Here is a 25,255-nt window from a genome sequence, read left to right as displayed (position 1 = left end):
ATCCTTGGAGTTAATAAACAGCTAAAACTAAGAATTAATAGCTATTTTTGGGGCTAATTATCCGTTTTTTTAATGGCAAAAGTAAGAGCTAAAAAACATCTTGGTCAGCATTTTTTAACCAATGAAGGCATAGCGAAAGATATTGTTGAATTGATTTTGCCTGAAGGTAGGTATAAAAAGGTTTTGGAGATAGGCCCAGGAATGGGTGTATTGACCAAATATTTATTAGAACGTGATGACATGGAAACGCATGTGGTGGAGCTGGACGGTGAGTCTGTGGTTTACCTTAATGAGCACTTTCCGGCACTAAAAGGCCGTGTTTATAATGAAGATGTGCTGAATATGTGGCTTACCAAAGAGCTAGCTTTGGAAGAAAATGAAAAAATAGGTGTCATTGGTAATTTTCCATATAACATTTCTTCACAGATATTTTTCAAAGTTTTACAAGACAAAGACATTGTAGACGAGGTAGTTTGTATGCTTCAAAAAGAGGTGGCAGAACGCATAGCGTCAAAACCTGGAAGTAAGAAATACGGAATTTTAAGTGTGCTTTTGCAGGCTTATTATGATATAGATTATCACATAGATGTACCACCAATTTCTTTTGACCCACCACCAAAAGTGGATTCTGGTGTAATTAGATTGGTAAGAAATAAGAATTTGACGCTCGACTGCGACGAGAAGAAGTTTTTCACGGTAGTGAAAACTGGTTTTAACCAACGCCGTAAAATGCTAAGTAATGCCCTAAAACCTATGGGAATAGATTTTGAGCATCCTAATCTTCAAAAGAGAGCGGAACAACTTACTTATCAGGAGTTTGTAGAGCTTACCAACTTAATTTCTTAAAGCTTTAAGTTTCTCCATTTCCAGAATTCTGATTTTACCTGAAACTATTTCAATCAGTTTCTCATCTTTAAAGTCGGAGAGGGTTCTGATGGCAGTTTCAAGCGAAGTGCCGGCTACATTTGAGATGTCGTCCCTACTTATTTTGATACCCACTTTTAAGTTTTCTGGGTTCATAGGTTCAAAGAATTTTACCAAAGCTTCTGATACTCTTTTTCTAACAGAGTTATAAGCCAGCTTTATGAGTTGTTCTTCGTTCTCCTTTATTTCTTTAGATAATATACCAATGAATTTCTGAGAGACTTGTCTGTTTTTATGCAGCAAATCGTTAAAGTCGGACTTGGGAATAAGTGAAATTTCACAATCCTCAATAGGAGCTGCGGACTCTGAATAAGATTCATCAGTCATCAGGTTTACATGCCCAAAATAGTCGCCTTCACCATAAAGGCCGACTATCAGTTCTTTTCCGTCTTCATTGGTTTTATAGGTCTTTACTCTGCCTTTTTCAATATAAAATAAGTAAAGCGGATATGCTCCTTCGCGGTAAATCTCAGACTTTTTAGGGTAGTTTCTTATTTCTCTATTTTGGTTAAGAATTTTAAGATCTTCATCGCCACCCACATCTTTGACAAGCTCTTCTAAGCCTTTCATTTGCTTATATTTTTTGTCAATAAGTTTCTGTTTTTTGAGTCGACTTTCTATGGCGTTTAACAGCTCGGTTTCTTCAAATGGTTTTGTGATATAATCATCTGCTCCCATTTCCATACCTCTTCTGAAGTCTCCACGGTCTGCTTTTGCAGTAAGGAAAATGAATGGAATTCCTTCGGTTTTGACATTTTTAGAAAGCAAATGTAGCACACCATAACCATCTAAAACGGGCATCATTATGTCGCAGATGATTAAATCAGGAACGCTTTCCAATGCTTTTTCTACACCAATTTTTCCGTTTTCGGCCGAGATGACTTCAAAACCATCAAGCTCTAAAATCTCGGTGGTGTTTTCTCTGATTTCTAAATTATCTTCTATTAAAAGTATCTTTTTCATGATTCAAGTATTTTAGGAATGGTTAAGGTAAATTCACTGCCTTCATTGAGTTTGCTTTTGCATTCTACACTTCCGTTTAACAGTTCGGCGTATTGATTCACAATAGAAAGCCCGAGGCCGGTACCTTGTATTTGACCTGCATTTTCTGAACGGAAAAACCTGGTAAAAAGGTTTTCTAAGTCTGACTCAGGAATGCCTATTCCTTCGTCTTTTATACTTATTGAAATGTCGTCACTAGGAGCTGTTACCAAAACGTATATATTGGTTTCCATGTCTGAAAACTTTATGGCGTTTGAAAGTAGGTTGCTTAAAATATGTGTTAGCAACTTAGGGTCTTGATTAATTTCAATTTCGTTTGGCTCATTTACGTCTAAAAGTATCTTTTGACCAGGCTTGGCAATAAGGTTTAATTCAGAAACTAAATCTTCCAAAAGCTTATTTAAGTTGAAAAAACAAGGTTTAGTGACCAGTTTACCTTCGTCAATTTTATTGACAGAAAGTATATCGTTTAATATGTCTGTCAGGTTTAAAATTGATTTTTTAATTCGGGAGAGATGTTTTTCTTGTTTAGGTTTATCTTCTAGTTCAATATACTTTTCTACTAAAGTGAGTGATGAAAGTACCGTAGCTAGAGGTGTTCTAAATTCATGCGATGCTGTTGAAATAAACCTTGACTTTAACTGGTTTAGCTCTCGTTCTTTTTGAAGCGATTCGTCTAATTTTTTCTTCGTGTTTTCTAATTTTTCAATGGCTTCCTGAAGAATTAGCGTTCTGTCTTCAACCTCTTTTTCTAACTTTAATTGATAGTCCTTTGCCTGTACTTCAACTCTTTTACGCTCTGTAATGTCAATAATAAACGCAATGACCATAGGTCGGCCATCTATATTACATGGGCTTAAACTTACTTCTACCGGAAATTCACTACCATTTTTTTTCTGAGCATATAGGTCTAAACCTGCTCCCATAGACCTTGGATTTGGCTTTTTATGGTATTTTTTAACATGTCCTTCGTGCGAGTGTCTAAACCTTTCAGGGATTAGTGTATCAATTCGTTTTGATAATAACTCTGCATCTTTATAGCCAAAAAGCTTTTCTGTGGCTGGGTTAATACGCACTATCTCACCTCGTTCATTAGTTATAATGATGGCTTCATTCGCATAAAGGAAGACGGCGTCAAATTGATGAGAACTATTCATAGGGAATTAATGGGTTCTTAAAAAGCTACTGCAAGTAGAGTTCTTAAAGAAGCCTAAAATATGACAATTATCATAAAAAGATATGATAAGAAATACTGTCGAATTTGATTTTTGAAAATGACGAGGCTCATATTTAGTGAGAATAGAACTTTCCACATTTGTCTTAAAATCAGAACCTATGAAAATGATTAACAAATTGGAAGTGTTGCCTAAGATGAGTATTGCGGAAGTGGAGACCAAGTTTAATATACTTTTTCCTTTTTTGACTATAGAGTTTTTTAGAAATGGAGAGAGTATTGAAGGCAATTTTCGCTGGAAAACCATTAAGGACTATGGTAGAAAGAAAATTCAAGAGAGTTTCTCAATTGAACCACAAATGACTGTTCATGAGATGGAAGAAATGTTTTGGGAAAAACTAGGACTTCAGGTTTCGGTGTTTAGAAAGGTGGGTAAATCTATTTTGGAAACTAGCTTCACCTCGGGTTGGACACTAGAACATCAAAACACAAAAGGTTCTGAGCTTCAAAGGGCTTTTGCTTCTGGACATTAGACTGGTATCTTTGTTTTGAAACTATTAACCATGAATCAAAACTTAGGGAAATACATCATATTTGCAGGTATAACCATTCTAGTAATAGGTGTTCTGGTTTATTTTTTTTGGGATAAACTAGGCTGGTTTGGTAAACTGCCAGGAGACTTAACCTTTGAAAAAGGTAATACCAAAATCTATTTTCCGGTGCTTACTATGATTTTGGTAAGTATTGTGCTTAACCTTGTTATTTACCTCGTTCGTCGTTTTTTCTAATACATTTTTAGCCCATCATATCTTTTAGTCGATTAAAATGAAGTTTTGACGCTTCTGCGAAACGCAAAACTCCTTTCCTTTTGTAATTTAGGTTTAGTACAAACTAAAAATTACCAATGGAACGTCGTCAATTTTTGAAATCTTCTGCTGCTTTTGCTGCGGCTTCAAGCCTTCCTCTTAATTCACTTTTTGCTCAGCAAACTGCTGAAAGAAAGTTTAAACTAGCTCTTAATCCTGGCATTATTGGTGTCAAATCTAACCTAAGTGAAACCTTAGATTACGCCATCAAATATGGTTATGAAGCTATAAGCCCTTACACATCGGAAGTAATGAAGTCTTATTCTGACGCCAAGCTAAACGAGCATACAGCTAAGATGAAAGAGCACGGTATTTCTTACGACAGTACTAATGTGCCAGTAGATTTTAGAAAAGATAATACTACGTTTAATAATGATTTTAAGGACTTAGAGAAATTCTGTAAAGTCATGTCAAAACAAGGAGCAACTAGGATAAACACTTGGATAATATCTAGCCATGATGACTTGACCTATAATGAAAACATGAAGCAGCATGCTTACCGACTAGGTGAATGTGCTCGTGTAATGAAAGATTATGGGATTAGGTTTGGCTTAGAATACCTTGGCACCAGAGATTTATTGACCGCCATGAGGTACCCTTTTATAGCGAGTATGAAAGAGGGTAAAGAGCTAATTGGCGAGATAGGACAGAGTAATGTGGGTTTTGTGCTGGATAGTTTTCATTGGTATACCGCAAACGACACACTTGAAGACATAAAAAGTCTTAAGCCTGAAGATATAATTACCTGCGATATTAATGACGTTAGAGCGGGTTTTGAAAGAAAAGAACAAACTGATGGGAAAAGGGAATTACCAATGGCTACTGGCATCATAAATATCAAAGAATTTATGGAAGGGGTTATTGCTATTGGTTATGACGGACCTTTAAGAACCGAGCCTTTTAACAAAGAACTGAATGATATGGAAAATGAGGCTGCTTTAGAAACTAATATGGCGGCTATAAAAAAGACATTGGCTACCGTAGGATTATAAAAAGGATAGGCCAGCATTTGAAAAAATCAAAGCTGGCCTTTTTTTAGGTTAGAAGGTTGGTTTTAAGGTATGAAACACTGAACTATAGCCTTTACGCCTTGTCCGTGAAAGTCTGGGTTTTGGGTAGTAATTCCTCTAAATATTAGCCAGCATGCTAAGAGGGCATAAGTGGCGGGAATTATATTTTTTATGCGGTTTCCAAATCGTTTTTTTATCCAGCCACTTCCTAAAGAAATGGATAGCATCATGGGAACTGTTCCGAGTCCAAAGAGTGCCATAAAAGCCGCTCCTGAAAGTGCGTCTAACTGAATAAATGCTCCTGCCAGTGCAGCATAAACTAAGCCACAGGGCAATAAGCCGTTAATAGTCCCGAATACGAGCTGACCAGTAAAGTAGTTGGCTTCAAAACTCTTACGGAAACCAGATTTTAGCTTTGATGTAAAGCTGCTTAACTTATTGTAGAGGTATTTATTCTGAATGAAATTTCCAGAGACTAATAGGCCAATAAGAATTATTAAGCCGAGCCATACGGAAAGCACTCCTTTAGAAATAAAGAAAGTGGTGTTTTGGCCAATAAAGCCAATAAGTAAGCCAAGTAGGGCATAAGTGAGTACTCTGCCAATATTATAGAGTGTTCTGCCTAGGAGAAAAGTGGCGTATTTTTTCTTATCATTTGGAAGTAAAAGAGTCAAAGGACCGCACATGCCAGCACAGTGTAAACTGCCAAAAAATCCCATAACCAAGGCAGACCAAAGCATATTAAATGGTTATTTTCTGCTCTAAGTAATATTTCTTTGTGTCTTTTGACCAGTTTAGTTTTAAAACCCAAAGTCCTTTCTCAAGCTTATCTGTGGAAACGTTTAGCGTATTGTTTAGGCTTAATTTAAATGGAATAGAGATGTCCATGTCGCCGTTTGATGGTCTGTAAAGGCTTACTTCTCCTGATGATTCGCTACACTCCTCTGGGAATGTAATGGCTAATCCTGTTTCTGTATAATCGATAATCGGCTCCACACTTAAGTCATATGTGTTTTGAGTTTGGTCTATTTTATCTTGGTAAGCTAGCTCTTGTTTATAATAATCAGCACTAACTAAAAAGATGTCTTTCTGCTGAACGCACATATAAACCAGACCAATCATAAAGACTACGAAACTGCTATACAATAGTGCAATACCTTTTCCCCAACTCATATTCTTGTTTTTTTGTAGATTGATAAATTCTTACTCGGTAATTCTATTTTTTTATAGTCCAAAGCTATTTCGCCACCGGTCCAAAGAATGTAGTTTCTATAGTCTCTACATTTTCTTCTGCGTCATACAGCTCTATTACCACTTCTGTTTTAGTACTGGTAACTTTTCCTTTTTCTAGTTCTATAAAGAAAACCACTTCTCTTTTTTCGCCGGAAGGTAATTTAATGCTGCTTTCTGCACCCACTACTCTTAATTCTCCTGCTGGTTCTACTAATTTCATTTGAACATTTATCTCCTCTTGAGACTTATTGACCATTTGGGCATTGTACAGGTTTGTAACTGTACCTTTTTCAGTAGTTTGATACAACTGACCAGGTACTCGCATGACCGTAGTTTCTATATCAGCCCTACCTATGATGAGTAAAGCTTCAATGCCGATTAGTAAAGTTAGAACAATACTGTAGGCAATAGACCTTTTTGAGAACTTATAAGGAACTCCTTTTTCTACCGATTCTACAGAAGCGTATCTTATCAAACCTTTGGGCTTGTTAACCTTCTCCATAACATCATCACAGGCATCTATACAGGCGGTACAGTTAACGCATTCTAGTTGAATTCCATTTCTGATGTCAATACCCGTAGGGCAAACCTGCACACAAAGCTTACAGTCTACACAGTCGCCTTGTGCTTGTGTTTCTTCTGGAGCATTCTTTTTTATTTTGCCTCTAGGCTCTCCTCTTATGTAATCATAAATTACGGTCATGGTGTCTCTGTTTACCAGTACACCTTGTAACCTTCCGTAAGGGCAAATAGCGATACAAACCTGCTCACGCAATTTAGTGAACACAAAATAGAAAATACCTGTAAAAACCACCAAGCCAATAAAACCAGAAAGGTTTTCAGAGGGAGATTGAGTAATGAGTTCTTTCACACTTTCTATCCCAATAATATAGGCCATGGTCATATGGGCTATTAAGATAGAGAAGGCAATAAAAATGATGTGTTTAAGTGTTTTTCTCCAGATTTTGTCAAAAGTCCATGGAGCTTCGTCAAATCTCTTTTGAGCTCTGCCGTCACCTTCTAGCCAGTTTTCTATGGGTCTGAAAATCATTTCCATAAATACGGTTTGAGGGCAAAGCCATCCGCACCAAATTCTACCAAAAGCTACGGTGAAAAGTGCGATAAATAGCACAAATATTATCATTCCTAAACCAAACAAAACGAAGTCTTGTGGAAGGAAATATTGACCAAAGATGACGAACTTCCTTTCAAAGAAGTTCATCATCAATAAGGGTTGTCCGCCAATTTTTATAAAAGGACCACTGATGAAAATGGTAAGAAATACGATGGTGGCCAAGAGCCTTTTATTAAGAAAAGGTCCTTTGGCTTTTTTAGGATAAAGCCAGATTCTCTTCCCGTCTTTGTCTACAGTGGCTAGACTATTACGGTATTCATCATCTTCGTATAACTCTTCAAAAACATCAGTGGTAGGCATTGTCTTTTATTTTAAAGTACCTCTTCGGCTTCTGCTGGTTCTGCAGTGGCCTCTTCAGGCGTGTATTTATCACCTTGGGCAGCTTTTCCATTTGGAGGATTAGTACCTTGAAGTGTAATAATGTAACTACTCACTTGCTGCATATCAACAGGCTTTAAAGTAGCTTCCCAAGAAATCATCCCTTTTTCAGGAATACCATATTTTACTGTTTGATAAATACTACTTACGTCTCCGCCATGCAGCCAGAATTCGTCAGTCAAATTTGGTCCTACACCACCTTCACCTAGGTTTCCGTGGCATACGGCACAGTTTCCGTCATAAATAGTCTTACCTCTAGTAATTTGTGTTTCGTCGGTAATAAGTTCTACGGCACTTTCATCTATAGTGGTTTCCGGGCTATTTTGTTGAGCTAAAGCTTTTTCTTCAGCTGCTTCATTCATAGCTATTTCGTACTCTTCTGTTTGAAGTGGGCTCCATTTCCAAACATGATAGTTAAACATATAGACTACCGCGAAAACGATTCCTGCGTAGAACATACCTAACCACCAAGGTGGAAGGTGATTGTCAAGCTCGTGAATACCGTCATAATCATGGTCCATTAAAAGTTCAGATTCCATTTCCATTGGTACCTCACCTTTAATTTTTTTCCAGAAGGAATCTAAAGAAAAGGCCTTAGTTTCAATGCCCGCTTTCTTGTATAAGATAGCTTGAGCAGTGAGAAACACATTGATAACCAAACCAAGAAGTATGATGGCAAAAATGATGAGAACAACCAACAGTATAAATTGGAATAACTGTTCTCCAGTTTGTATTGAAAAATTCATAGACTGATTGGTTTAAGCTTTAGAACCCTTTCTTTCGCTGTCGCCAAAAGGAAGGTTTTCCATGTGAGTAATGTATTTTTTGTCAGACTTGAATACAAAGATTGCAAGCAGAACAAAGAATATGAAAAATATGCTTAGCGATATGATGGGGTAAATACTTACTCCTTCTATATCAGATAGGTAGTTCTTTATCATCGGTTTACTTTTATATCGGTTCCTAATCTTTGTAAGTAGGCTATTAGAGCCACAATTTCTTTTGCCTCGCTAACCTCTATTCCGCCTTCGGCCAAATCTTGTGAAATCAATTCTGCTTGTTCTAGCATAGTGCTTGTAGCATTTTCAATCTCTTTGTCAGAGTATGGAACGCCAAGGGTTTGCATAGCCGCTAATTTGTCTTCTATCAATTCCGTGTCAACGTCATTGTCAAACAGCCACGGGTAGGCAGGCATAATAGAACCTGGAGACATACTGCTAGGGTCTAGCATGTGGTTATAGTGCCAGCTGTTAGGGTATTTACCTCCTTCTCGCTGTAAATCTGGACCCGTTCTTTTTGACCCGAATAAGTGAGGGTGATCATAAACTAGTTCACCAGCTTTGGTGTATTCTCCATATCGCTCTGTTTCACTTCTAAAAGGACGAATCATTTGAGAGTGGCAGTTATTACAACCTTCTTTGATATAAATATCTCTTCCTTCTAATTCCAATGGCGTATAAGGCTGTACAGAAGAAATAGTAGGAACGTTAGAATCAACTATCCAAGTAGGGACAAATTCTACAACCCCGCCTATTAGCACTGCTACAAAAGATAGTACTGTGAATAAAACGGGCTTTCTTTCTAAAATAGCATGCCAGTGACCGCCTGTGATTTTTACCTTTTTCTTTAAAGCTGCAGCCTCTGCATATTCCTCTTCTTGGAAAACGCCATTACCTGCGGTTTTGATTAGGTTATAAACCATTACAAAGGTTCCTATCAAATACATGGTACCACCAATAGTACGCATTACATACATCGGAAGAATCTGTGTTACGGTTTCTAAGAAGTTTGGATAAGCTAAGAAGCCATCAGTATCAAACTCTTTCCACATTAAACTTTGCGTGAAACCTGCCCAGTACATTGGCAATGCATAAAACAAGATTCCTAGTGTAGCTATCCAAAAGTGAGCATTTGCCAGTTTGGTAGAGTATAATTTCGTTTTCCACATTTTCGGAATTAGGTAGTATAACATTCCAAAAATCATGAAACCGTTCCAGCCAAGAGCACCTACGTGCACGTGGGCCACGGTCCAGTCTGTATAGTGCGATATGGCGTTTACGTTTTTAAGCGAAAGCATAGGGCCCTCAAAAGTGGCCATACCATAGGCTGTAACTGCTACCACAAAGAATTTAAGAACTGGGTCTTCTCTTACTCTGTCCCAAGCACCACGTAGTGTCAAAAGACCGTTCAGCATACCACCCCAAGATGGAGCTAAAAGCATAATAGAGAAAGCCACACCTAAACTCTGAGCCCAATCAGGAAGAGCAGTATATAATAAGTGGTGAGGACCTGCCCAGATGTAGATAAATATTAAAGACCAGAAGTGGATGATAGACAGTTTATAAGAATAAACTGGTCTGTTAGCCGCTTTAGGTAGGAAGTAATACATCAAACCTAAAATAGGGGTAGTTAAGAAGAAGGCAACAGCATTATGTCCGTACCACCACTGAACAAGGGCATCTTGAACACCTGCAAATAAAGTATAACTCTTAAATAAAGTAACCGGAATGGCTAGTGAGTTAACAATGTGTAAAAGAGCAATGGTAACAGCTGTAGCTAAGTAAAACCATATGGCCACATACATGTGACGCTCTCTTCTTTTAATAAGAGTTCCAATTAAATTGGCGGTGAAAATAACCCAAACTAGTGCTATGGCTATATCAATGGGCCACTCGAGCTCTGCATATTCTTTTGATGTGGTTAAACCTAATGGTAAGGTAATGGCTGCAGCTACAATAATAAGCTGCCAACCCCAAAAGTGAAGCCAGCTAAGTGTTTTGCTAAACATAGGAGCCTTACTAAGACGCTGTAGCGAATAGTAAATACCTGCAAACATGCCATTTCCTACAAATGCAAAAATGACTGCATTGGTATGCAGAGGTCTCATTCTACCAAAAGTAGTGTAGGGCAGGTTAAAGTTGGCAGCTGGGAAAAATAACTGAATGGAAGCGGTCAAACCCGCAAGCATTCCTACAATTCCGAAGACTACCGTGGCTATTAAAAATGCCTTGACAATCTTATTGTCATAGTGAAATCCTTCTAAAGACTCACCTGATTTGTCAGTGGTAACGTTTATATCCATAAACCTTGATTTGTTGTTTAATTATCAATTGTAAAACTAGAACCGCACGTTTTTAGGAAACATGACGTGCTTCGTAAGCATTTATGACATTGGTCATATTTACCTTCAAAGTCTCTAGCGAATTTAATTAATGTGCTTTTATATTCCTTATAATTAGTTCGGAAATATGCTATTTCGTTTTTGAAGTATTGGTGGTTTTTTATACTTTCTATATTTCCTGAAACTACCTTTTTTGAGGTACTGTTTTGGAGTATGAAAAGTAAGTTAAACTCTTCTAAAAGTCTACTAGTTATAGTTTTTACAGTGTTGGAGTCCTGAGAAAGTTTGGCTACTTTAAGAGCATTTTTGCTATCGCCAATGGTTTTGGTTTTCAGGTGATTAACTGTTGTTAGAATCGAGCTTATTTCTTTTTCAGCTTTAAGAAGCATTTTTTCATAAGCGTTAAGCTCTTTGATATGGAGCAAAAGCATTTTGCTACTTGTCATTGTTCTCGTTTTAATGAGTGTTTATTGTAAAGACCCAAAAGTAGAAGCGAGCTATAAAAAGAAGAATGAGGTAGGTAAGGCTAAAGTATGATTTTAGTCACATGGAGTATTCTAAACTTAAAATGAGCATTTGAGTTTAGAAGTTATGCGTTCAAAGTTTTTTTTGGTTAATCGTCTCCTAAAATCCTCATGGCAGGTGTTTCGGTATCTTCAAATTGACCATCATCTGTAGCCCAGAAAAATGCTAATAAGAAGCCTCCTGCTACTAAAAGGGCTAAAATAACTAAGAGTATAATTATAGACATGGTTTATACTAGTTTAAGTTTTTTTGCAGAAATATGTGTTAAAACTATCGCAAATAGTACTACAGAAATAGAGCTAAGTGGCATAAATATAGCTGCTACTACAGGTGAAAGTTGCCCTGTAACGGCCCAACTAATGCAAATAAAATTATATACTAAAGATAGTAAAAAACTAAGTTTAACAATGTTTACTGCTTTTTTACTAAACAGAAGGAATTTAGGAAGTAGCTTGAATTTAGCGGCGTCCATTATGGCATCAGAAGCTGGAGTGAAAGCTTGGGCATTTTCTGAAATAGCTATGCCCACATCACTTTGACCTAAAGCTCCTGCGTCATTAAGTCCATCGCCTAGCATCATTACGTTTTTATTTTGATTTTGGAGTTCGGCTATGAAGTCTAACTTTTCTTGTGGTTTTAATCCGAAGTGGAGGTTTTCTGTCTCAAAAAAGCCTTTTAGGTGTTTTTTGTCTTTACTATTATCTCCAGAAAGAAGCTGGGTTTTGTATTCACCGTTTACTTCTGTTAAAACTTCACTTAAACCTTCCCTATAACTCGGCTTGATTACAAAATAGCCTTTCAATACTCTATCAATTTTTAGATAGACGGAAGCTTCCTTTACTCTCTCTGATTTAGGGATTTTTAAGAAATTAGCACTACCTAATTTAATGTGCTTTGATTTCACAAAGCCTTCTATACCAGCTCCTTTGTGTTCATAGAAATAGTCTGCTTTAAATATGTCTGCTTCTGCCATATTGGTAAAAATTATTTTACTAATAGGGTGCAATGATTGCTTTGTTAGGCTTTTTATTAATGCTTTTTCTTCTCTAATTATAGGTTCACCCATATAGCGAATTTCAGAAGAACTGCTTTTTGTTAAAGTACCCGTTTTGTCAAAAATTAGCTCGTCTATTTCAGACATTTGCTGAATTACTACGGGGTTTTTTACATAAAAGTTATTTCTCCCAAAAATATTCATAACAGCTCCCATAGTAAAAGGCATAGAAAGAGTGAGAGCACATGGGCATGCCACCATTAAAACTGCAGTAAGTGCTGGCCAAACTAGAGTAGGGTCATTAAACTGCCAATAGATTCCCGTAGAAATAGCTATACCTAGCGTAATGTAGGTGAAGTATTTGCTGAAAGCAGCAGAGAGTTTAGTGTCTTGTTTAACTTCATTTTTCTTTAATGCCGCGTTATTCCAGAGCTGCGTTAAATAACTTTGAGACACTTCTTTTTGAACTTCAAGACAAATGTTATCTCCTTTTTGGCGACCGCCAGCATAAATAAGTTCGCCTTCATTTATTCTTATGGGTTCGCTTTCTCCTGTAACAAAACTGTAATCGATATATGCTTTACCTTCCGTTAATATGGCATCTGCAGGAATTAGTTCTTCATTGTGTATAAGCATAACCTCGCCTTTTTTTAGGCTTTCTACGCTTCTGTAATCTGTAGATTTATTTGATGCAACTTGAACAGCAAGTGGGAAGTATGATTTGTAGTTTCTTTCGAATGAAAGAAACTCAAAGGTTTTGGTTTGAGTCCATTTACCTACTAAAAGAAAAAGCACGAGCCCAGCTAAACTATCCCAGTATGCTCCTCCATGGTTAAAGAAGGTTTCATACAAACTTCTAAAAAATAGGGCTGAAATACCCAAAGATATAGGGATGTCTACACTGAGAATCTTGGTGTTTTTGGCAAGCAACTCTTTTAAAGAAATATAGGCTCCTTTTAAATAATCAGAAGCTCCATAGAAGAAAACAGGCAATGCCAATAGGACATTCAAATAAAGAAAGAAGGATTGATATTGGGCATCAACGGCATTATCTAAGTCTAAATTGAAGTATTCTGGAAAGCTTAACAGCATAATGTTTCCAGCACAAAAACCTGTTACAGCTATTTGTTTTAATAGCTTGTTAGATTTTTTAGAAACGTTTTTAGCAGAATTGTTTAATGAAATTAAAGGTTCATAACCCAGCGTAGCTAGCAACTCTACTATTTCTTTTAAAGAAGTATCGTTAGGACTGTAAGCGAGTTCTAATTCTTTCTTAGTGAAATTGAGTTTAGAACTGATAACTCCCTTTTTTACTTTCTGTAGGTTTTCTAAAAGCCAAACGCAGGAGCTACAGTGTACATCCGGAAGATATAAATTCAGCTTATGTAGGTTATTAGATTTGAAATCGAGGAGTTCATCCACTATTTCATTAATTCCTAAATACTCAAATTTGCCATCGAAGTTTTTACTTTTTAAACTTACTCCAGCGTGCTGGTTAAGGTCATAGTAAGTACATAAATCTTTGTCTGATAGTATTTCATAAACCGCTTTACAGCCTACGCAACAAAAGTTTTTGTCATCAAAATAGACGCCAGACTCTTGGCAATTTTCCCCACAATGATGACATATAACTTTTTCTAAAACTGCTGACATACTCTGTAAATTAGTACATTACAAATATGACTAGTACTAAAAGGAGGAAAACTGCAATTCCTCACTAAGAAATATGACCTTAATCATATTTGACTATTTTGTAGTAATCTTTAACCGACTTCCATGTTCCGTTTTGGTCTATATAATCAGTAAAATACATAACAAATATAGGTGTGTTTTGTTTTAATTCAATGATTCGTGGTTTTTGATTAATTAGACATTTTTCAAGCAAATCATCATCAATACTTTCTTTAGGTTCAAGGAGTTTTGCTAAGTCTAATGGTCTTTCAAGTCTTATACAGCCATGGCTGAAAAAGCGGCTATCCCTACTAAAAAGCCCTTGACTATACACTGTATGAGGCACATCATGCATATATACACTGTATGGGTTTTTGATATTGATTTTTAGAAGACCAAGGGAATTATCGCAGCCAGTACCTTGACGGAATTTATATTTGAAGTTTTTGGCGTTTACGCTATCCCATTTGATAGTGGTAGGGTTTATAATTTGATATTTTTCGTTTAACACCTCAAAATTGTTTCGATCTAGGTAGGAGATATCTTCTTTGACTTTAGGGAGTATTTCATTTAAGGCAATGTTTTTGGTAGCGGTCCAGTAGGGGTAAACCATCACTGCATCTGCTTCTGTAGCCATAATAGGTGTCTTGTTTTTTGCGGTACCTACTATCACATTCATACTAAGCCAAGGCTGGTTGTTTTTATAAAAAACGAGTTCGTTAGATGCTACATTAATAAGAATAAAGGAGTCATGTTTATACCTGTTTAACCACCTAAAGAAGTTCTGAAATTCGCCTAGTTTATAGTAATCTGGATGATACTTATATTTTAAACTTGAAGTATATTCTGAGAAGTCGGGTTCTAGGTGGCTTAAAAAGGGTTCAATGGAAGAACTTTTGGTAGCTACTTTTAACCATTGCTCTACATTAGAACTGTCAATTTTTTCTTTGAGTGCATTATAAGAAAGGAGTTTTGGGGTTTTGCCAAAATGAATTTGATAGGCTAATTCATTTATAGTATTTCTGGCATTTAGTGGCAAACTAATATTTCTTTCATTCGCTAATAATGGAAGGTTATCCTGACTATAAGCCGAAAAACATATTAAAGTAAATAGTAGTAAAAGCTGTTTCATGAAATCAAAGCAAGCCTATATTTGACTATGATAATATATGTTTAAACATGACTATTTATGAGCATGCTCATAAAAGAAGCCTTATATAATTCCGCTATTTGATAATTGTAAAACATCAAACCTTTTGAATATCGCTGATTTACTTTTTTATTTTCTCACGCTACTAGCCGAAATTTTGGGAACAATAGGTGGGTTTGGTTCCTCCGTTTTTTTTGTGCCTATGGCGGGCTTTTTCTATGATTTTCAGGCCGTTTTAGGGCTTACAGCACTTTACCATGTCTTTAGTAACCTTTCTAAAATAGTCTTATTCTTTAAAGGCATGGATAGACGCATATTTCTTATAATAGGTATACCGAGTATTATTTTTGTGGTTTTAGGAGCTTACTTATCGCAATTTTTAAAAGGTGATATTCCGGCACTAATACTTGGGCTTTTCTTAGTGGCCTTTTCGCTTTTTCTTTTACTTAAGCCAGATTTTACACTAAAACGCAGTAACCAAAACGGTATTTTAGGAGGAAGTTTATCGGGTTTAGCTGCTGGAGTATTGGGTACAGGTGGTGCTATTAGAGGACTAACTTTAGCTTCTTTTAATGTGGAAAAGGCCACGTTTTTGGCCACATCTGCTCTGATAGATTTTGGTGTAGACTCTAGCAGGTTTGTGGTTTATTATTCACAAGACTATATCACTAAAGATATGCTGTGGAAAGCCCCTGTCTTATTGATTATCTCTTTTTTAGGTACCTGGCTGGGTAAGAAAATGCTCAATAAGATTTCTCAAGAAAATTTCCGGAAAATAGCTCTTTGGTTAATCTTAATTGTTGGTATTACTAGCGTAGTAAAGTTTCTGTTATAACAGAAGACCTATTCATAAGTAAGCTTACTCAGGTAGAAAACCTGCTTTGAATTTATGGCAGAATTTTTACGAACGCTTTGAATTCCGTAAGCCAAGAAAGTATGACCGTACCAGGCCGAAAGTTCACTTTGGTAAGTGTCTAAAATTCGTTGATCTTCTTCTTTCAATTCTAGCGGAAGTTCTTCTATTGTTTCCGCATTTTTATCAATGATAGATGTTTTAATAATTCCTTCATCAGGGTAGGCAATAACGTATTTATCACCCACTACAGAAAATTGGACTTTGTGATCTAGAGTTCTACTTTCTAGGTCTTTAAGGCTTATACTGTTATCCCAGATAAGCTTCCCGTTTTTATCAAAATTCAGGATAAGAGCGTGTGTATACCTGAAATTATTATAGGTATAATAGTTGTTATCTCCCCAGCGGTAATTTCTTCCTACAGAGCTATAGCTCGAAATGTAGTTTTTATATTCAGGATAAAAGACTTCCGCCATAATGGTCATCCCATCTGGGCTTTCAGTAGGGTCTTGAAGAATTAGCCTTTGTCTAAGTTTAAAGTCTTTTCCTTTTAAATTTTTCTTTTTTATCCTAGACTTTAACCTGTTTTGCCTTTTCTCGGGCATGTAGCTTAAGAAATTTTCTAAATCCACAAAGTCGTAATACTTGGTTTCTTCCTCGCGGCTTAGGCTATGCGTATAAAAACCTACAGAGTAGTCGGAGCAGTTATCGGCATAGTTTCCTGCCAATACATAATCGCCATTCGGTATTTGAATTAATCTTCCGTTAAGTGGGAGCTTGTTCTTTTCTCCCAAAGTTTTAGTACCTATAATTTTACCATCATAGTCATACACTTTCAAAAACAGCTTACAGTTTCTGGAATTCTTTAAAAGTACATAAACTAAGCCTTCGGCATCATTTACCTCAATATTATTTAGCTTTAAGTTGTTTGAGTGAATTTCAGGAAAAACTTTGGCAGTATTTGCAAAGAGGTTTATCATTTCTACCACAGGGCGGTCATTATATCTTCCACCAACCAATGCCTTGCTTTTTAAAACAGAAAATAGGTCAATATCCATAGCAGTAAGTAATCTCGATTCGGATATTACATAATCTCCTGTAGTGATATCTAGTCTGAGTATGCTAATGTTCTCTTTTTCTTCTTCTCTAAAAAGGCAGTAAAGGTAGTTTTCACTTTCAAAATATTTGACGAGTTTAAATAAAAGTCCCGGCTTGTAGCTGTTAAACCATACTTGAGTTAAGGTTGTGTCGTACTTAACAAAGTTGATTTCGACTCTTCTTCCAAAGTTATCTGACTTACTGTTAAGCATTAGAACGCCTTTGTCTCCAAAAGAAATAACATTAAAGCCGTCGTTTTCCGAGTCTTTTAATTCTATTTCAATCCGCTTTTCAGTAACCAGTTGAGCATTTGTGTTATATGATATACTGATTAGGCCTATGAGGCATAAGAGCTTCCAAAAGGGAGCTTTGGTTTTTTCTATAATGTTAGTGGTATTAAATGCCATCAATAGCTTTATCGTTTGCCGAGCTTAATCTGTTCTAAATTTACAATTTTTTTGTTTTCAACCGTCATTATCATCACATATCGTTCTTTATGAAAACCCTGCTTTCCGGCTGCTCCAGGGTTAATAAAAATAATGCCGTTTTCTTGGTCTTTAATGACACATTTTTGATGAGAATGGCCACATATTAGAACATTAATTTTATGCTCAGATATAAGCCGTTTTGTGACTTTATTATACTTTGGAGGCATTCCCACAATGTGTCTTAATAAAAAACGAAGTCCTTCTAAATCTATTACTTCATTTTCTTCTAAATTCCACTGAATTTCTTTAGAATCAATATTTCCAAAAACTGCAATGGTAGGTTTTATTTCATTCAGCGTTTTTAAAATAATTTCATCACCTATATCTCCCATGTGCCATATTTGGTCACAGTGGGCAAAATGCTCCGCCACTTTTGGGTCTAAATAACCGTGCGTGTCAGAAATAAGACCTATAACCGCCATGGCCTAATATTTTACCTTTATGCCATGATATGTTTCCATTTCTTGGTAATCTTGACGCAGCGGATAGCCCAGCCAGTCGGCAGGTAAAAGAATTCTTCTTAAATCTGGATGGTCAGAGAAATTGATTCCTAAAAGGTCAAAAGCTTCTCTTTCATGCCAATTTGCCGTTTTCCAGATAGAATTGAGCGAAGGCACGCTTGGTAGCTCTTCGTTTTCTTTTGGTGTACGGTCTATAATTACTCGAATGATAAAAGACTTTTCAAACGGGATAGAAGTGAGATGATACCATAATTCCATACTATTGTTTTCTGGACCATTATCAATAGCCGTGATACAATTTAGTAGGTCAAAATAGAAGCGTTCGTCGGTATATAGGAACTCACATATTTTTACTAAACTGTTTTTGTCAATAACAATGTAGGGTTGAATAGCTTCCGACTTCTTATCCAGAATACTTTCAGATCCAAATTTGGCTTCAATGGCTGAACTAATATTTTCAAAAGCAGAGAAATCCATAATTGACTTAGTTTTTTTGAGCTAAGAGATATAAAACGGCCATTCTAACTGCCACACCATTCTCTACTTGATTTAAAATAATAGAATGTTCTGAATCGGCAGCATCTGAGCTAAGTTCTACACCTCTATTAATAGGGCCAGGGTGCATCAATACAATCTCTTTATCAAGTCTGTCTAGCATATCTTTATTTATTCCAAAGTATAAAGAGTACTCTCTTAAAGAGGGAAAGTATTTTATTTGCTGACGCTCAAGCTGAATTCGTAGTACATTCGCAATATCACACCAGGCTAAAGCTTCATTTACGTCATGCATTACCTTTACACCTAAACTTGGGAGGTGTTTTGGGATAAGAGTGCTTGGCCCGCAAACTAACACTTCTGCACCTAATTTTTGAAGGCAAAAGATATTTGAAAGAGCTACTCTGGAGTGAAGAATGTCACCAATGATAGCTACTTTTTTACCTGTCAAATCTCCAACAGCCTCTTGCATAGAATAGGCATCTAAAAGAGCTTGGGTAGGATGTTCATGCGTACCATCTCCGGCGTTAACAATGTTCGCCTTAATTTTATTTGAAAGAAAGTCTGGTGCTCCCGGACTGCTATGACGCATGACCACCATGTCTACTTTCATTGATAAAATGTTATTAACCGTATCAAGGAGTGTTTCTCCCTTTTTTACGGAACTAGAGGCGGATGAGAAATTTATAACATCTGCTGAAAGTCTCTTTTCTGCTAGCTCAAAGGAGAGTCTAGTTCTAGTAGAGTTTTCAAAAAAAACATTGGCAATAGTAATGTCACGTAGCGAGGGAACTTTCTTGATTGGTCTGTTTATGACTTCTTTAAATTCCTTAGCTGTTTCCAGAATTAAGCCGATATCGGAGGTCTGGAGATGCTTGATTCCTAATAAATGCCGGGTACTTAATGATTGCATTCGGAACTGAAATGTTTCACAAATTTAATTAAAACTGTGGTCTAGCTGGCATAAAAATCCATCATCCTTTCAAAAACGAATGACTTTGTTCCAAAAACCTTCGCTTCTTCACTTAAAGGAGATACTTGTACAGCCAAATTCTGCTTAAAAGGAGCCAGACAGTACTTTTGAATCGATTGCATTAAAGTGGAAACAATAAGGTCTCCGGCTGTTTTTAATATGCCATCCACTATAATTATTTCAGGATTAAAAAGGTGAACTGCTGTAGAAAGTCCTTTTCCTAACTCACGACCTATGTCATATATAATGTCAATACTAAACTCATCGCCTTTTAATGCTGCGTTTATAACATCTTGAAGTTCAATTTCTTTTTTGAGCTTTAGTAATGAAGTCGCTTTTCCTTCCTTAATACCTTCTTGAGCTCGGGTAATTAGAGCAGAGGCAGATGCCACCGTTTCTAGGCAGCCTACTTTTCCACACTTACAAAGCTTCCCGTTTGGAATAACTTGGATATGCCCAATTTCACCGGCAAAACCATCGGTTCCTTCTACTATAACACCATTATGCAAAATGCCCAGTCCAACTCCCCAATCCAAGTTGACCAGCAAAGCGTTCATCTTTTCTTTACCAAGTCCAAAATGGTGCTCGCCTAGCAATGAAGCCCTTGTATCATTTATACTAAACACTGGTAACTTATACCTTGAATGTAAAACTTCTCCAAAAGAAAGGTCGTCTTGGTTCAGGTTTAGGTGTGTAAAATTGAGTCCTTTTTTAGTCTCAATTAAACCAGGAGCAGAAATACCAACTGCCCAAGTTTGCGTGTTAATTTTAAGCAAATTGTCAATTTCCTTACAAACCTCGTTGAGGTATTTAACATCAGCAATTTTGATTTTTAATGTCGTTTTGGTGACAATTTCATTTCGCAGGTTTAAAAAAATGAAATTAGTTTCATAAAGGTTAACATCTATAACCAAAATGTTTTTCTTATGAGGGTTAAGATCATAAAAAACAGGACGTCTACCTGATTTTGTTTTAGCTGAGCCTGTTTCCATCACCCATCCGTTTTCCATTAAATCTGCAAGCATGGAAGTTATAGATGGTACGCTAGTGTGGAGCTCCTTTGCCAAACTGGCAATAGAAGTGCTTCCGTTTTTATAGAGGTTAGCTAAAATCTTGGCGTAGCTTCTTCTTTTTTTGCTATCAACGAGTGATTGCGGTGAGAGAAACAGTGGATCTGAGGACATATTCCTAAAAAATATTATTAATACTAGTCCAAATGTAAACTTTTACTCCGAAAATGGCTTATTTTTTTATTTATTTTAGGAAGTCTAGTATTCTTTGATAACTCTTAGGCTATTTATTCCTCTTGGAACATATATTTTGCCCTTTTGGTATTCAATCATCTTTTTGGACTGCGGGTCAAATTTTAAGAATTCAATTCCCCCGAAAGAAAAACCAAATGTTAGATATTGGTAAACTGAGAAAGCAATATTTCTACCTGTTTTGTCGAAAGCGACGGAGGCTGGCAAAATTCCGTCAATCGGAAATTCAAGTTTATTAGAGATAGAGCCGTCATGCCCAAGGTAAAGAACCGATAGCGATGATTCTCCTGAGTCTGCAAACTTCTCAGGAGGATAAAAAGAGCGTTTCAGGTTATTTACTAAAATGTAATTTCCTTCTGGGTGAATTTCAAAGCCCAATGGATTTTCGCCTACGGTGGCCTTAGAAAGCAGGAAATGGCTTTGAGTATCCATGTTAAATTTGATCACAAAGAGCTCTCCTTTTTCTTTTGACTCTTGATTGGTAAGTTCCTTCCTTTTGTCTAACACTAAAAAGTATTTTCCATCAGGTGTAAATTTTCCCATGGTTGGTTTTCCTCCTACAGTAACTGGTTCGCCAACATTTTCTAAGCGTATAATTTGCTGGGTAGGACCATCTCGAAGCACTTTTATTAAGCCTACTTGTCCTTCGCCTTCATTTATATATGCTAGGTAATCACCACTAGAATGCCATACCACATCCACTATTCTGCCGGGCTCAAAATTATTAGGCTTCTTAATTATTCTTTGTGGTTTTCCTGAATTGTCTAACTCGAAAATTTGAATTTCTTTTCCGTATTGGTCGCAGCTTACGGCCAAATAGTTATTCTTAGGGCTTATTGAGATAGCACTTGGGTTTTCGCCAACTGGAAATCTGTATTGAGACTCAGGTTGATTAAGGTTTTCAATATTTACCACCGTTACATATTTTCCCATGGGAAAATCTTGCTCCATGTCGGTAAAAGAAGTTTGGTCAAATTTAGTTTCCCCTTTAGTTTCTAAAATGTAGGCTAGTTTTTGATTTGAAGAAATAGCAATGTTTCGTTTGCTATTAAGTACGGAGTTAGAAGCTTTATCACTTTTTATTTGAGCTGGGTTTCCATAAGATAACGGAAAAGTGAGGCTTGAAAGTTGGTCGGTACTTTCACCGGTCTTTCGCAGTTTGCCATCTATAAGCGTAAATGCAGACATGTCGGCATCAGACAAAAAGACTAAGCCTTTTGCGTCAAAAGTGATGTTTTGTGCAAAAGCCGACTCAATAAGTAAGGTGAAAATTAGAAGGAAACACTTTTTCATTAATTATTAGGAATGGTGAGAGAAACAGAGAGCTTATAAGCCCTCTGCGTCGTAGACTTGTACTTTAGTCCATAAATGAGCACAGGTGTCAATAAACACTAGATGCTTTGGATGTACCTGATATTCATCATGGTCTGCCTTATTTTTAAAGATAAAAGTAATGGAAAAGTCGTAAGTAGAATCTATAACTTCTCTGTTAGTATCTGCAGGCGAACCAACGTGTGCAGTAGCAATAAGCTCATTTTCGGCAAGCTTTAAAACACCTGCTTTTAAGGCAGCACGATGTTCTGCATTGTCTTTCTCTTTAAGCCAAAAGAATACGGTATGAACAAAACCTTTCTGTAATGATGACATATAGTTATTTTTTTAGCAAAAATAGCCACTCAAATTTAGAATAGAAGCGTTCTTGTGATTATCTACAGAACTAAGTCAGTAAAAACCTGTTCATTTAACTCTCCTAACTTACTAATTACTAGCAGCTTTATTACTAGAAAACTCTTGTAAAACACCCAAAAAGTAACTAGAAATAGTAGAACCATGGTCACCATCTTCTACTGGAATAAGGCTAACATTGGCACCCTTATTTGTCATAGCATTAAAGGCCGTTTCTGAGTTTAAGAAAGGGACGTAATCATCTGCTGTGCCATGATAGAGAATAACTTTGGCATTAGGTTTCCAATCATAAATGTCATTTGCAGCCACTGCAGCTATTAATTCGGGATTGTTGCCATTGTTTACATCGTCTTTAAACTGATCAGTAGCTGTTTCTTTTAAGCTAGTTTCAATAACTGCTTCAAGGCCTTTTGACTCAATTTCCGATGCGTAGGGTTCCTTAAAGTAATAAGACATTGGTTTATTCAGACCGTAAATCTCATTATAAGTTCTTAAAACCCAGATATAAGAGCGGTTATTTGCTAAAGCAGAACTTCCACCTTCGTTCAATAGTTTTTTGAAAGTGGCGGTTTTATTATAAGCACCAGCTCCACAAACAGAAACTTTTACTTTTAAAGCTCCGCCTAGTTTTTCCTCAATCCATTTATGTGTAGCCATGGCAGCATAGCCTCCTTCAGAGTAGCCACCTAACATTAATACATCATTCCATACTATACCTTCTTCGTCTTTTACCATTTCTACCATGGCTTGGATGAAGTCTGCTCCTGGTTCGCCTAGTCCCTCATAATGCTCGTAAGGGTGGGCTAAGTTTTTTGATTCTCCATAACCTACATAATCAGGCATCCCCACTATAATTCCGGTGGAAGCCATGAAAGAAGCTAATGTAGTTTCTGTTTCAAATTTGAAATATGAAGGTGCATCTGCCTCATTAAATAGGGTACCATGGTGAAGGCTGGCCATGGCTAAATTTCCAGTAATGTCTGTCGGAATTAGAACAGCTCCAGAAGCTAAAATGGTGTTTCCATAAACATCTTTAGTTTCGTACGTGATTTTGTACTGTTTTATACCTGACTGAACAAAAAGCAGCACAGTGGAACCTTGTTCTCCTAAAATAGGTGCAATTTTCTCTTTAAAGGCTTCTTTTTCTAAAGTACCTACTAGTTCTACACTCTTTAAGTGTTGATTTTCTTGAACTTGTACATCATCAGAATCGCATGAGACGAAAAAGACGAGGCTAAAAAGGAATAAAAAGGCTAATTGGGTTTTTCTCATTGTTCGTAGATGTCTCTAAAGTTATCAAGTAATGTATTGAGTGTCTCTAAATCTTTTTTGCTCATGCCTTTGCGATCAAACATTTCTGATTGTATGTCTGTTGTAACTTTTTCTAAAAAAGCAAGTCCTTTCTGGGTAATAGTTACATCGCAGGCTCGTCTGTCATCAGCCCTGAAATCTCTACTTACGTACTCCTTTTGTACGAGCTTATCTACTAGCCTAGAAGCATTAGACATTTTATCTAACATTCTTTCTATGATTCCATTAATGGTAATGGGCTCAGGATGGTGCCCTTTTAGAATTCTTAAGACGTTATATTGTTGAAAGGTTAAATCCTGATTTTTTAGCGTTTTGTATTGTAAATCGCAAATTCTATTGTTTGTAAACATGATGTTTACAAAAGTTTTTTCAACAGGGTTTTTAAATGCTTTTGTTTGCTTTATATCTTTTTCTAATGTCATAACTTTGTTCGCCTATAGATTTATGTATGTTAAAACACTTAAAATAGACTTGAGACTTATCAACGCAAAAACCTTAAGTTTTAGTTCTTATTATGATTAAATTATCAAAGCAATTAATATTAGGTTCGGGCTCACCAAGAAGAAAAGAAATACTTGAAAATGCAGGTTTTAGTTTTGAAGTTGAAACTAAACCAACTTCTGAGGAGTTTGACGCCAAGCAAAGTGCAGAAGAGATTCCCGTCTTTTTGGCGGAGCAAAAGCTTAAAGAGTTTGGTGAAGATTATTCTGATAAAATAGTTTTGTGTTCGGATACGGTGGTGGTTTTAGATGGTCAAATTTTGAATAAACCAGAAAATGAGCAAGAAGCTACCGCAATGTTAAAAGCGTTGAGTGGTAAAAAGCATGAAGTTATTACTGGAGTAGCTTTCAAAACGGGTGGTATGGTAGAAAGTTTTTATGATACCTGCCTAGTTGATTTTGAAGAACTAACAGCTGCCGAGATAGCCTATTACATTAGAGTGTGTAAGCCATTTGATAAAGCAGGAGCTTATGGTATTCAGGATTTTATTGGAATGATAGGCGTAAAAAGTCTTCAAGGCTCTTTTTATACGGTCATGGGTTTGCCAATTCATTTGGTTTATAAAAACTTGAAAAGGTTTATTCTCTCGCCAGCCTAGCTCAATTAGTCAGGCGTTGAAATTGATATTTCTATCATGGCTTTTCTTGTTAATTAGTGCTTTAAACTTAATATTTGCCATTAGAAAGGCTAAATTATGATAAAAGACGATGTGGTAATATATCTTAATGAGGAAGATTTAAAGGTATATGTTAAAGTGGCGAAGGATATTGAAACGCATTTTCAACTTCAAGATTTGCCTGGGAAAATTTTGCAAGAAGCTGTACATGACAAAGGCTTGCATGATTTTGACCTAACGGGTTTAAAAGATGGTAACTACTTTGTGATAGTAAATCAGGGTGATTTTATCCGCTCAAAAAAGGTGGTTTTAGGCTACCAACCTTGAT

The 25,255-nt window shown here is 36.5% G+C and carries 28 protein-coding genes; 7 read left to right on the top strand and 21 right to left on the bottom strand.

What is annotated here, in order from left to right; translation table 11 throughout:
* Window positions 1–72 precede the first annotated feature (72 nt).
* Entirely contained in the window at window positions 73–846 is a 774-nt protein-coding gene (gene rsmA / locus AADJ06_RS08110; RefSeq protein WP_341225927.1) for a 16S rRNA (adenine(1518)-N(6)/adenine(1519)-N(6))-dimethyltransferase RsmA, read from the top strand.
* On the opposite strand, the gene AADJ06_RS08105 is transcribed toward rsmA, so the two are convergent.
* Entirely contained in the window at window positions 835–1,887 is a 1,053-nt protein-coding gene (locus tag AADJ06_RS08105) for a response regulator (protein ID WP_341225926.1), read from the bottom strand. The genes rsmA and AADJ06_RS08105 overlap by 12 nt on opposite strands.
* Window positions 1,884–3,083 carry a PAS domain-containing sensor histidine kinase gene (locus tag AADJ06_RS08100; RefSeq protein WP_341225925.1) on the bottom strand — a complete coding sequence of 400 codons (1,200 nt, stop codon included), beginning with the start codon at window positions 3,081–3,083 and terminating at the stop codon, window positions 1,884–1,886. Before AADJ06_RS08100 ends, AADJ06_RS08105 begins: the two co-directional genes overlap by 4 nt.
* 184 nt (window positions 3,084–3,267) lie before the next feature.
* Between AADJ06_RS08100 and AADJ06_RS08095 the strand changes: the two genes are divergently transcribed.
* The 3 genes from AADJ06_RS08095 to AADJ06_RS08085 all read left to right on the top strand — a co-directional run bounded on the left by AADJ06_RS08095 (window position 3,268) and on the right by AADJ06_RS08085 (window position 4,958).
* Window positions 3,268–3,633: a hypothetical protein gene (locus AADJ06_RS08095; protein WP_341225924.1), complete on the top strand. Its 366-nt coding sequence runs from the start codon at window positions 3,268–3,270 to the stop codon at window positions 3,631–3,633.
* A gap of 30 nt (window positions 3,634–3,663) precedes the next feature.
* A complete protein-coding gene (locus AADJ06_RS08090; protein ID WP_341225923.1) occupies window positions 3,664–3,888 on the top strand; it encodes a DUF2905 domain-containing protein in 225 nt (74 codons plus the stop codon).
* A gap of 116 nt (window positions 3,889–4,004) precedes the next feature.
* Entirely contained in the window at window positions 4,005–4,958 is a 954-nt protein-coding gene (locus tag AADJ06_RS08085) for a sugar phosphate isomerase/epimerase family protein (protein WP_341225922.1), read from the top strand.
* Window positions 4,959–5,020: 62 nt separating this feature from the next.
* Here the strand turns inward: AADJ06_RS08085 and AADJ06_RS08080 are convergent, their stop codons facing one another.
* From AADJ06_RS08080 to AADJ06_RS08035, 10 genes are all read right to left on the bottom strand, one after another.
* Window positions 5,021–5,716 (bottom strand): sulfite exporter TauE/SafE family protein, encoded by a 696-nt coding sequence (locus AADJ06_RS08080; protein ID WP_341225921.1) that lies wholly within the window; start codon window positions 5,714–5,716, stop codon window positions 5,021–5,023.
* Between the two features lies 1 nt (window position 5,717).
* Entirely contained in the window at window positions 5,718–6,149 is a 432-nt protein-coding gene (locus tag AADJ06_RS08075) for a FixH family protein (RefSeq protein WP_341225920.1), read from the bottom strand.
* A 64-nt stretch (window positions 6,150–6,213) separates the two neighbouring features.
* On the bottom strand, window positions 6,214–7,644 hold the full coding sequence (gene ccoG / locus AADJ06_RS08070) for a cytochrome c oxidase accessory protein CcoG (RefSeq protein ID WP_341225919.1): 1,431 nt from the start codon (window positions 7,642–7,644) through the stop codon (window positions 6,214–6,216).
* A gap of 11 nt (window positions 7,645–7,655) precedes the next feature.
* A complete protein-coding gene (locus AADJ06_RS08065; protein WP_341225918.1) occupies window positions 7,656–8,468 on the bottom strand; it encodes a cbb3-type cytochrome c oxidase N-terminal domain-containing protein in 813 nt (270 codons plus the stop codon).
* A 12-nt stretch (window positions 8,469–8,480) separates the two neighbouring features.
* The gene (locus AADJ06_RS08060; protein WP_341225917.1) at window positions 8,481–8,663 is read right to left on the bottom strand and encodes a CcoQ/FixQ family Cbb3-type cytochrome c oxidase assembly chaperone; all 183 of its coding nucleotides are present in this window, start codon (window positions 8,661–8,663) and stop codon (window positions 8,481–8,483) included.
* Entirely contained in the window at window positions 8,660–10,804 is a 2,145-nt protein-coding gene (gene ccoN, locus AADJ06_RS08055) for a cytochrome-c oxidase, cbb3-type subunit I (protein WP_341225916.1), read from the bottom strand. The genes AADJ06_RS08060 and ccoN overlap by 4 nt, the downstream gene beginning before the upstream one ends.
* Window positions 10,805–10,821: 17 nt before the next feature.
* Window positions 10,822–11,289 (bottom strand): hypothetical protein, encoded by a 468-nt coding sequence (locus AADJ06_RS08050; protein WP_341225915.1) that lies wholly within the window; start codon window positions 11,287–11,289, stop codon window positions 10,822–10,824.
* 167 nt (window positions 11,290–11,456) lie between these two features.
* Entirely contained in the window at window positions 11,457–11,594 is a 138-nt protein-coding gene (ccoS, locus tag AADJ06_RS08045) for a cbb3-type cytochrome oxidase assembly protein CcoS (protein WP_341225914.1), read from the bottom strand.
* A gap of 3 nt (window positions 11,595–11,597) precedes the next feature.
* Window positions 11,598–14,015 carry a heavy metal translocating P-type ATPase metal-binding domain-containing protein gene (locus AADJ06_RS08040; RefSeq protein ID WP_341225913.1) on the bottom strand — a complete coding sequence of 806 codons (2,418 nt, stop codon included), beginning with the start codon at window positions 14,013–14,015 and terminating at the stop codon, window positions 11,598–11,600.
* A 79-nt stretch (window positions 14,016–14,094) separates the two neighbouring features.
* Window positions 14,095–15,165, bottom strand: coding sequence for a L,D-transpeptidase family protein (locus AADJ06_RS08035; RefSeq protein ID WP_341225912.1), 1,071 nt, complete (start codon window positions 15,163–15,165; stop codon window positions 14,095–14,097).
* Between the two features lie 124 nt (window positions 15,166–15,289).
* On the opposite strand from AADJ06_RS08035, the gene AADJ06_RS08030 reads away from it, so the two are divergent.
* Window positions 15,290–16,018, top strand: a complete 729-nt coding sequence (locus AADJ06_RS08030) for a sulfite exporter TauE/SafE family protein (protein WP_341225911.1) — start codon at window positions 15,290–15,292, stop codon at window positions 16,016–16,018.
* Window positions 16,019–16,026: 8 nt separating this feature from the next.
* Here AADJ06_RS08030 and AADJ06_RS08025 read toward each other — a convergent pair whose 3' ends face one another.
* The 9 genes from AADJ06_RS08025 to AADJ06_RS07985 all read right to left on the bottom strand — a co-directional run bounded on the left by AADJ06_RS08025 (window position 16,027) and on the right by AADJ06_RS07985 (window position 24,232).
* On the bottom strand, window positions 16,027–17,541 hold the full coding sequence (locus tag AADJ06_RS08025; RefSeq protein WP_341225910.1) for a hypothetical protein: 1,515 nt from the start codon (window positions 17,539–17,541) through the stop codon (window positions 16,027–16,029).
* 8 nt (window positions 17,542–17,549) lie between these two features.
* Window positions 17,550–18,044 (bottom strand): metallophosphoesterase family protein, encoded by a 495-nt coding sequence (locus AADJ06_RS08020; RefSeq protein ID WP_341225909.1) that lies wholly within the window; start codon window positions 18,042–18,044, stop codon window positions 17,550–17,552.
* A gap of 3 nt (window positions 18,045–18,047) precedes the next feature.
* Entirely contained in the window at window positions 18,048–18,560 is a 513-nt protein-coding gene (locus AADJ06_RS08015) for an NADH-quinone oxidoreductase subunit C (RefSeq protein WP_341225908.1), read from the bottom strand.
* A 7-nt stretch (window positions 18,561–18,567) separates the two neighbouring features.
* Entirely contained in the window at window positions 18,568–19,491 is a 924-nt protein-coding gene (locus AADJ06_RS08010) for an aspartate carbamoyltransferase catalytic subunit (RefSeq protein WP_341225907.1), read from the bottom strand.
* Window positions 19,492–19,532: 41 nt separating this feature from the next.
* On the bottom strand, window positions 19,533–20,735 hold the full coding sequence (locus AADJ06_RS08005) for an ROK family transcriptional regulator (RefSeq protein ID WP_341225906.1): 1,203 nt from the start codon (window positions 20,733–20,735) through the stop codon (window positions 19,533–19,535).
* A gap of 84 nt (window positions 20,736–20,819) precedes the next feature.
* Window positions 20,820–22,106 carry a hypothetical protein gene (locus AADJ06_RS08000; protein WP_341225905.1) on the bottom strand — a complete coding sequence of 429 codons (1,287 nt, stop codon included), beginning with the start codon at window positions 22,104–22,106 and terminating at the stop codon, window positions 20,820–20,822.
* A 33-nt stretch (window positions 22,107–22,139) separates the two neighbouring features.
* Window positions 22,140–22,460 carry a Dabb family protein gene (locus AADJ06_RS07995; RefSeq protein WP_341225904.1) on the bottom strand — a complete coding sequence of 107 codons (321 nt, stop codon included), beginning with the start codon at window positions 22,458–22,460 and terminating at the stop codon, window positions 22,140–22,142.
* 111 nt (window positions 22,461–22,571) lie between these two features.
* Window positions 22,572–23,771 (bottom strand): prolyl oligopeptidase family serine peptidase, encoded by a 1,200-nt coding sequence (locus AADJ06_RS07990; protein ID WP_341225903.1) that lies wholly within the window; start codon window positions 23,769–23,771, stop codon window positions 22,572–22,574.
* Window positions 23,768–24,232, bottom strand: coding sequence for a MarR family transcriptional regulator (locus tag AADJ06_RS07985; RefSeq protein ID WP_341225902.1), 465 nt, complete (start codon window positions 24,230–24,232; stop codon window positions 23,768–23,770). Before AADJ06_RS07985 ends, AADJ06_RS07990 begins: the two co-directional genes overlap by 4 nt.
* Window positions 24,233–24,324: 92 nt before the next feature.
* Here AADJ06_RS07985 and AADJ06_RS07980 point away from each other — a divergent pair, with 92 nt between their 5' ends.
* Window positions 24,325–24,909, top strand: coding sequence for a Maf family nucleotide pyrophosphatase (locus tag AADJ06_RS07980; RefSeq protein ID WP_341225901.1), 585 nt, complete (start codon window positions 24,325–24,327; stop codon window positions 24,907–24,909).
* Between the two features lie 96 nt (window positions 24,910–25,005).
* Window positions 25,006–25,254 (top strand): T9SS type A sorting domain-containing protein, encoded by a 249-nt coding sequence (locus AADJ06_RS07975; RefSeq protein ID WP_341225900.1) that lies wholly within the window; start codon window positions 25,006–25,008, stop codon window positions 25,252–25,254.
* The last annotated feature ends 1 nt before the right edge of the window (window position 25,255 follow it).

Origin of the sequence: uncultured Arcticibacterium sp. (assembly GCF_964021845.1) — a bacterium.
GTDB lineage: Bacteria > Bacteroidota > Bacteroidia > Cytophagales > Spirosomataceae > Arcticibacterium.
The sequence above is the reverse complement of the archived record's forward strand: the minus strand, read 5'-3'. Positions and strand labels throughout refer to the sequence as shown.

What these genes read in the sequence shown, in the direction of transcription:
- AADJ06_RS08095 (WP_341225924.1), top strand. Translation starts at nt 3,268, where the DNA reads ATGATTAACAAATTGGAAGTGTTGCCTAAGATGAGTATTGCGGAAGTG.
- AADJ06_RS08015 (WP_341225908.1), bottom strand. Translation starts at nt 18,560, where the DNA reads ATGGATTTCTCTGCTTTTGAAAATATTAGTTCAGCCATTGAAGCCAAA.
- AADJ06_RS08065 (WP_341225918.1), bottom strand. Translation starts at nt 8,468, where the DNA reads ATGAATTTTTCAATACAAACTGGAGAACAGTTATTCCAATTTATACTG.
- AADJ06_RS08025 (WP_341225910.1), bottom strand. Translation starts at nt 17,541, where the DNA reads ATGGCATTTAATACCACTAACATTATAGAAAAAACCAAAGCTCCCTTT.
- rsmA (WP_341225927.1), top strand. Translation starts at nt 73, where the DNA reads ATGGCAAAAGTAAGAGCTAAAAAACATCTTGGTCAGCATTTTTTAACC.
- AADJ06_RS08040 (WP_341225913.1), bottom strand. Translation starts at nt 14,015, where the DNA reads ATGTCAGCAGTTTTAGAAAAAGTTATATGTCATCATTGTGGGGAAAAT.
- AADJ06_RS08080 (WP_341225921.1), bottom strand. Translation starts at nt 5,716, where the DNA reads ATGCTTTGGTCTGCCTTGGTTATGGGATTTTTTGGCAGTTTACACTGT.
- AADJ06_RS08010 (WP_341225907.1), bottom strand. Translation starts at nt 19,491, where the DNA reads ATGCAATCATTAAGTACCCGGCATTTATTAGGAATCAAGCATCTCCAG.
- AADJ06_RS08105 (WP_341225926.1), bottom strand. Translation starts at nt 1,887, where the DNA reads ATGAAAAAGATACTTTTAATAGAAGATAATTTAGAAATCAGAGAAAAC.
- AADJ06_RS07975 (WP_341225900.1), top strand. Translation starts at nt 25,006, where the DNA reads ATGATAAAAGACGATGTGGTAATATATCTTAATGAGGAAGATTTAAAG.
- AADJ06_RS08020 (WP_341225909.1), bottom strand. Translation starts at nt 18,044, where the DNA reads ATGGCGGTTATAGGTCTTATTTCTGACACGCACGGTTATTTAGACCCA.
- AADJ06_RS07980 (WP_341225901.1), top strand. Translation starts at nt 24,325, where the DNA reads ATGATTAAATTATCAAAGCAATTAATATTAGGTTCGGGCTCACCAAGA.
- AADJ06_RS08000 (WP_341225905.1), bottom strand. Translation starts at nt 22,106, where the DNA reads ATGAAAAAGTGTTTCCTTCTAATTTTCACCTTACTTATTGAGTCGGCT.
- AADJ06_RS07990 (WP_341225903.1), bottom strand. Translation starts at nt 23,771, where the DNA reads ATGAGAAAAACCCAATTAGCCTTTTTATTCCTTTTTAGCCTCGTCTTT.
- AADJ06_RS07985 (WP_341225902.1), bottom strand. Translation starts at nt 24,232, where the DNA reads ATGACATTAGAAAAAGATATAAAGCAAACAAAAGCATTTAAAAACCCT.
- AADJ06_RS08005 (WP_341225906.1), bottom strand. Translation starts at nt 20,735, where the DNA reads ATGTCCTCAGATCCACTGTTTCTCTCACCGCAATCACTCGTTGATAGC.
- AADJ06_RS08100 (WP_341225925.1), bottom strand. Translation starts at nt 3,083, where the DNA reads ATGAATAGTTCTCATCAATTTGACGCCGTCTTCCTTTATGCGAATGAA.
- AADJ06_RS08075 (WP_341225920.1), bottom strand. Translation starts at nt 6,149, where the DNA reads ATGAGTTGGGGAAAAGGTATTGCACTATTGTATAGCAGTTTCGTAGTC.
- AADJ06_RS08035 (WP_341225912.1), bottom strand. Translation starts at nt 15,165, where the DNA reads ATGAAACAGCTTTTACTACTATTTACTTTAATATGTTTTTCGGCTTAT.
- ccoS (WP_341225914.1), bottom strand. Translation starts at nt 11,594, where the DNA reads ATGTCTATAATTATACTCTTAGTTATTTTAGCCCTTTTAGTAGCAGGA.
- AADJ06_RS08085 (WP_341225922.1), top strand. Translation starts at nt 4,005, where the DNA reads ATGGAACGTCGTCAATTTTTGAAATCTTCTGCTGCTTTTGCTGCGGCT.
- AADJ06_RS07995 (WP_341225904.1), bottom strand. Translation starts at nt 22,460, where the DNA reads ATGTCATCATTACAGAAAGGTTTTGTTCATACCGTATTCTTTTGGCTT.
- ccoG (WP_341225919.1), bottom strand. Translation starts at nt 7,644, where the DNA reads ATGCCTACCACTGATGTTTTTGAAGAGTTATACGAAGATGATGAATAC.
- AADJ06_RS08090 (WP_341225923.1), top strand. Translation starts at nt 3,664, where the DNA reads ATGAATCAAAACTTAGGGAAATACATCATATTTGCAGGTATAACCATT.
- AADJ06_RS08050 (WP_341225915.1), bottom strand. Translation starts at nt 11,289, where the DNA reads ATGACAAGTAGCAAAATGCTTTTGCTCCATATCAAAGAGCTTAACGCT.
- ccoN (WP_341225916.1), bottom strand. Translation starts at nt 10,804, where the DNA reads ATGGATATAAACGTTACCACTGACAAATCAGGTGAGTCTTTAGAAGGA.
- AADJ06_RS08060 (WP_341225917.1), bottom strand. Translation starts at nt 8,663, where the DNA reads ATGATAAAGAACTACCTATCTGATATAGAAGGAGTAAGTATTTACCCC.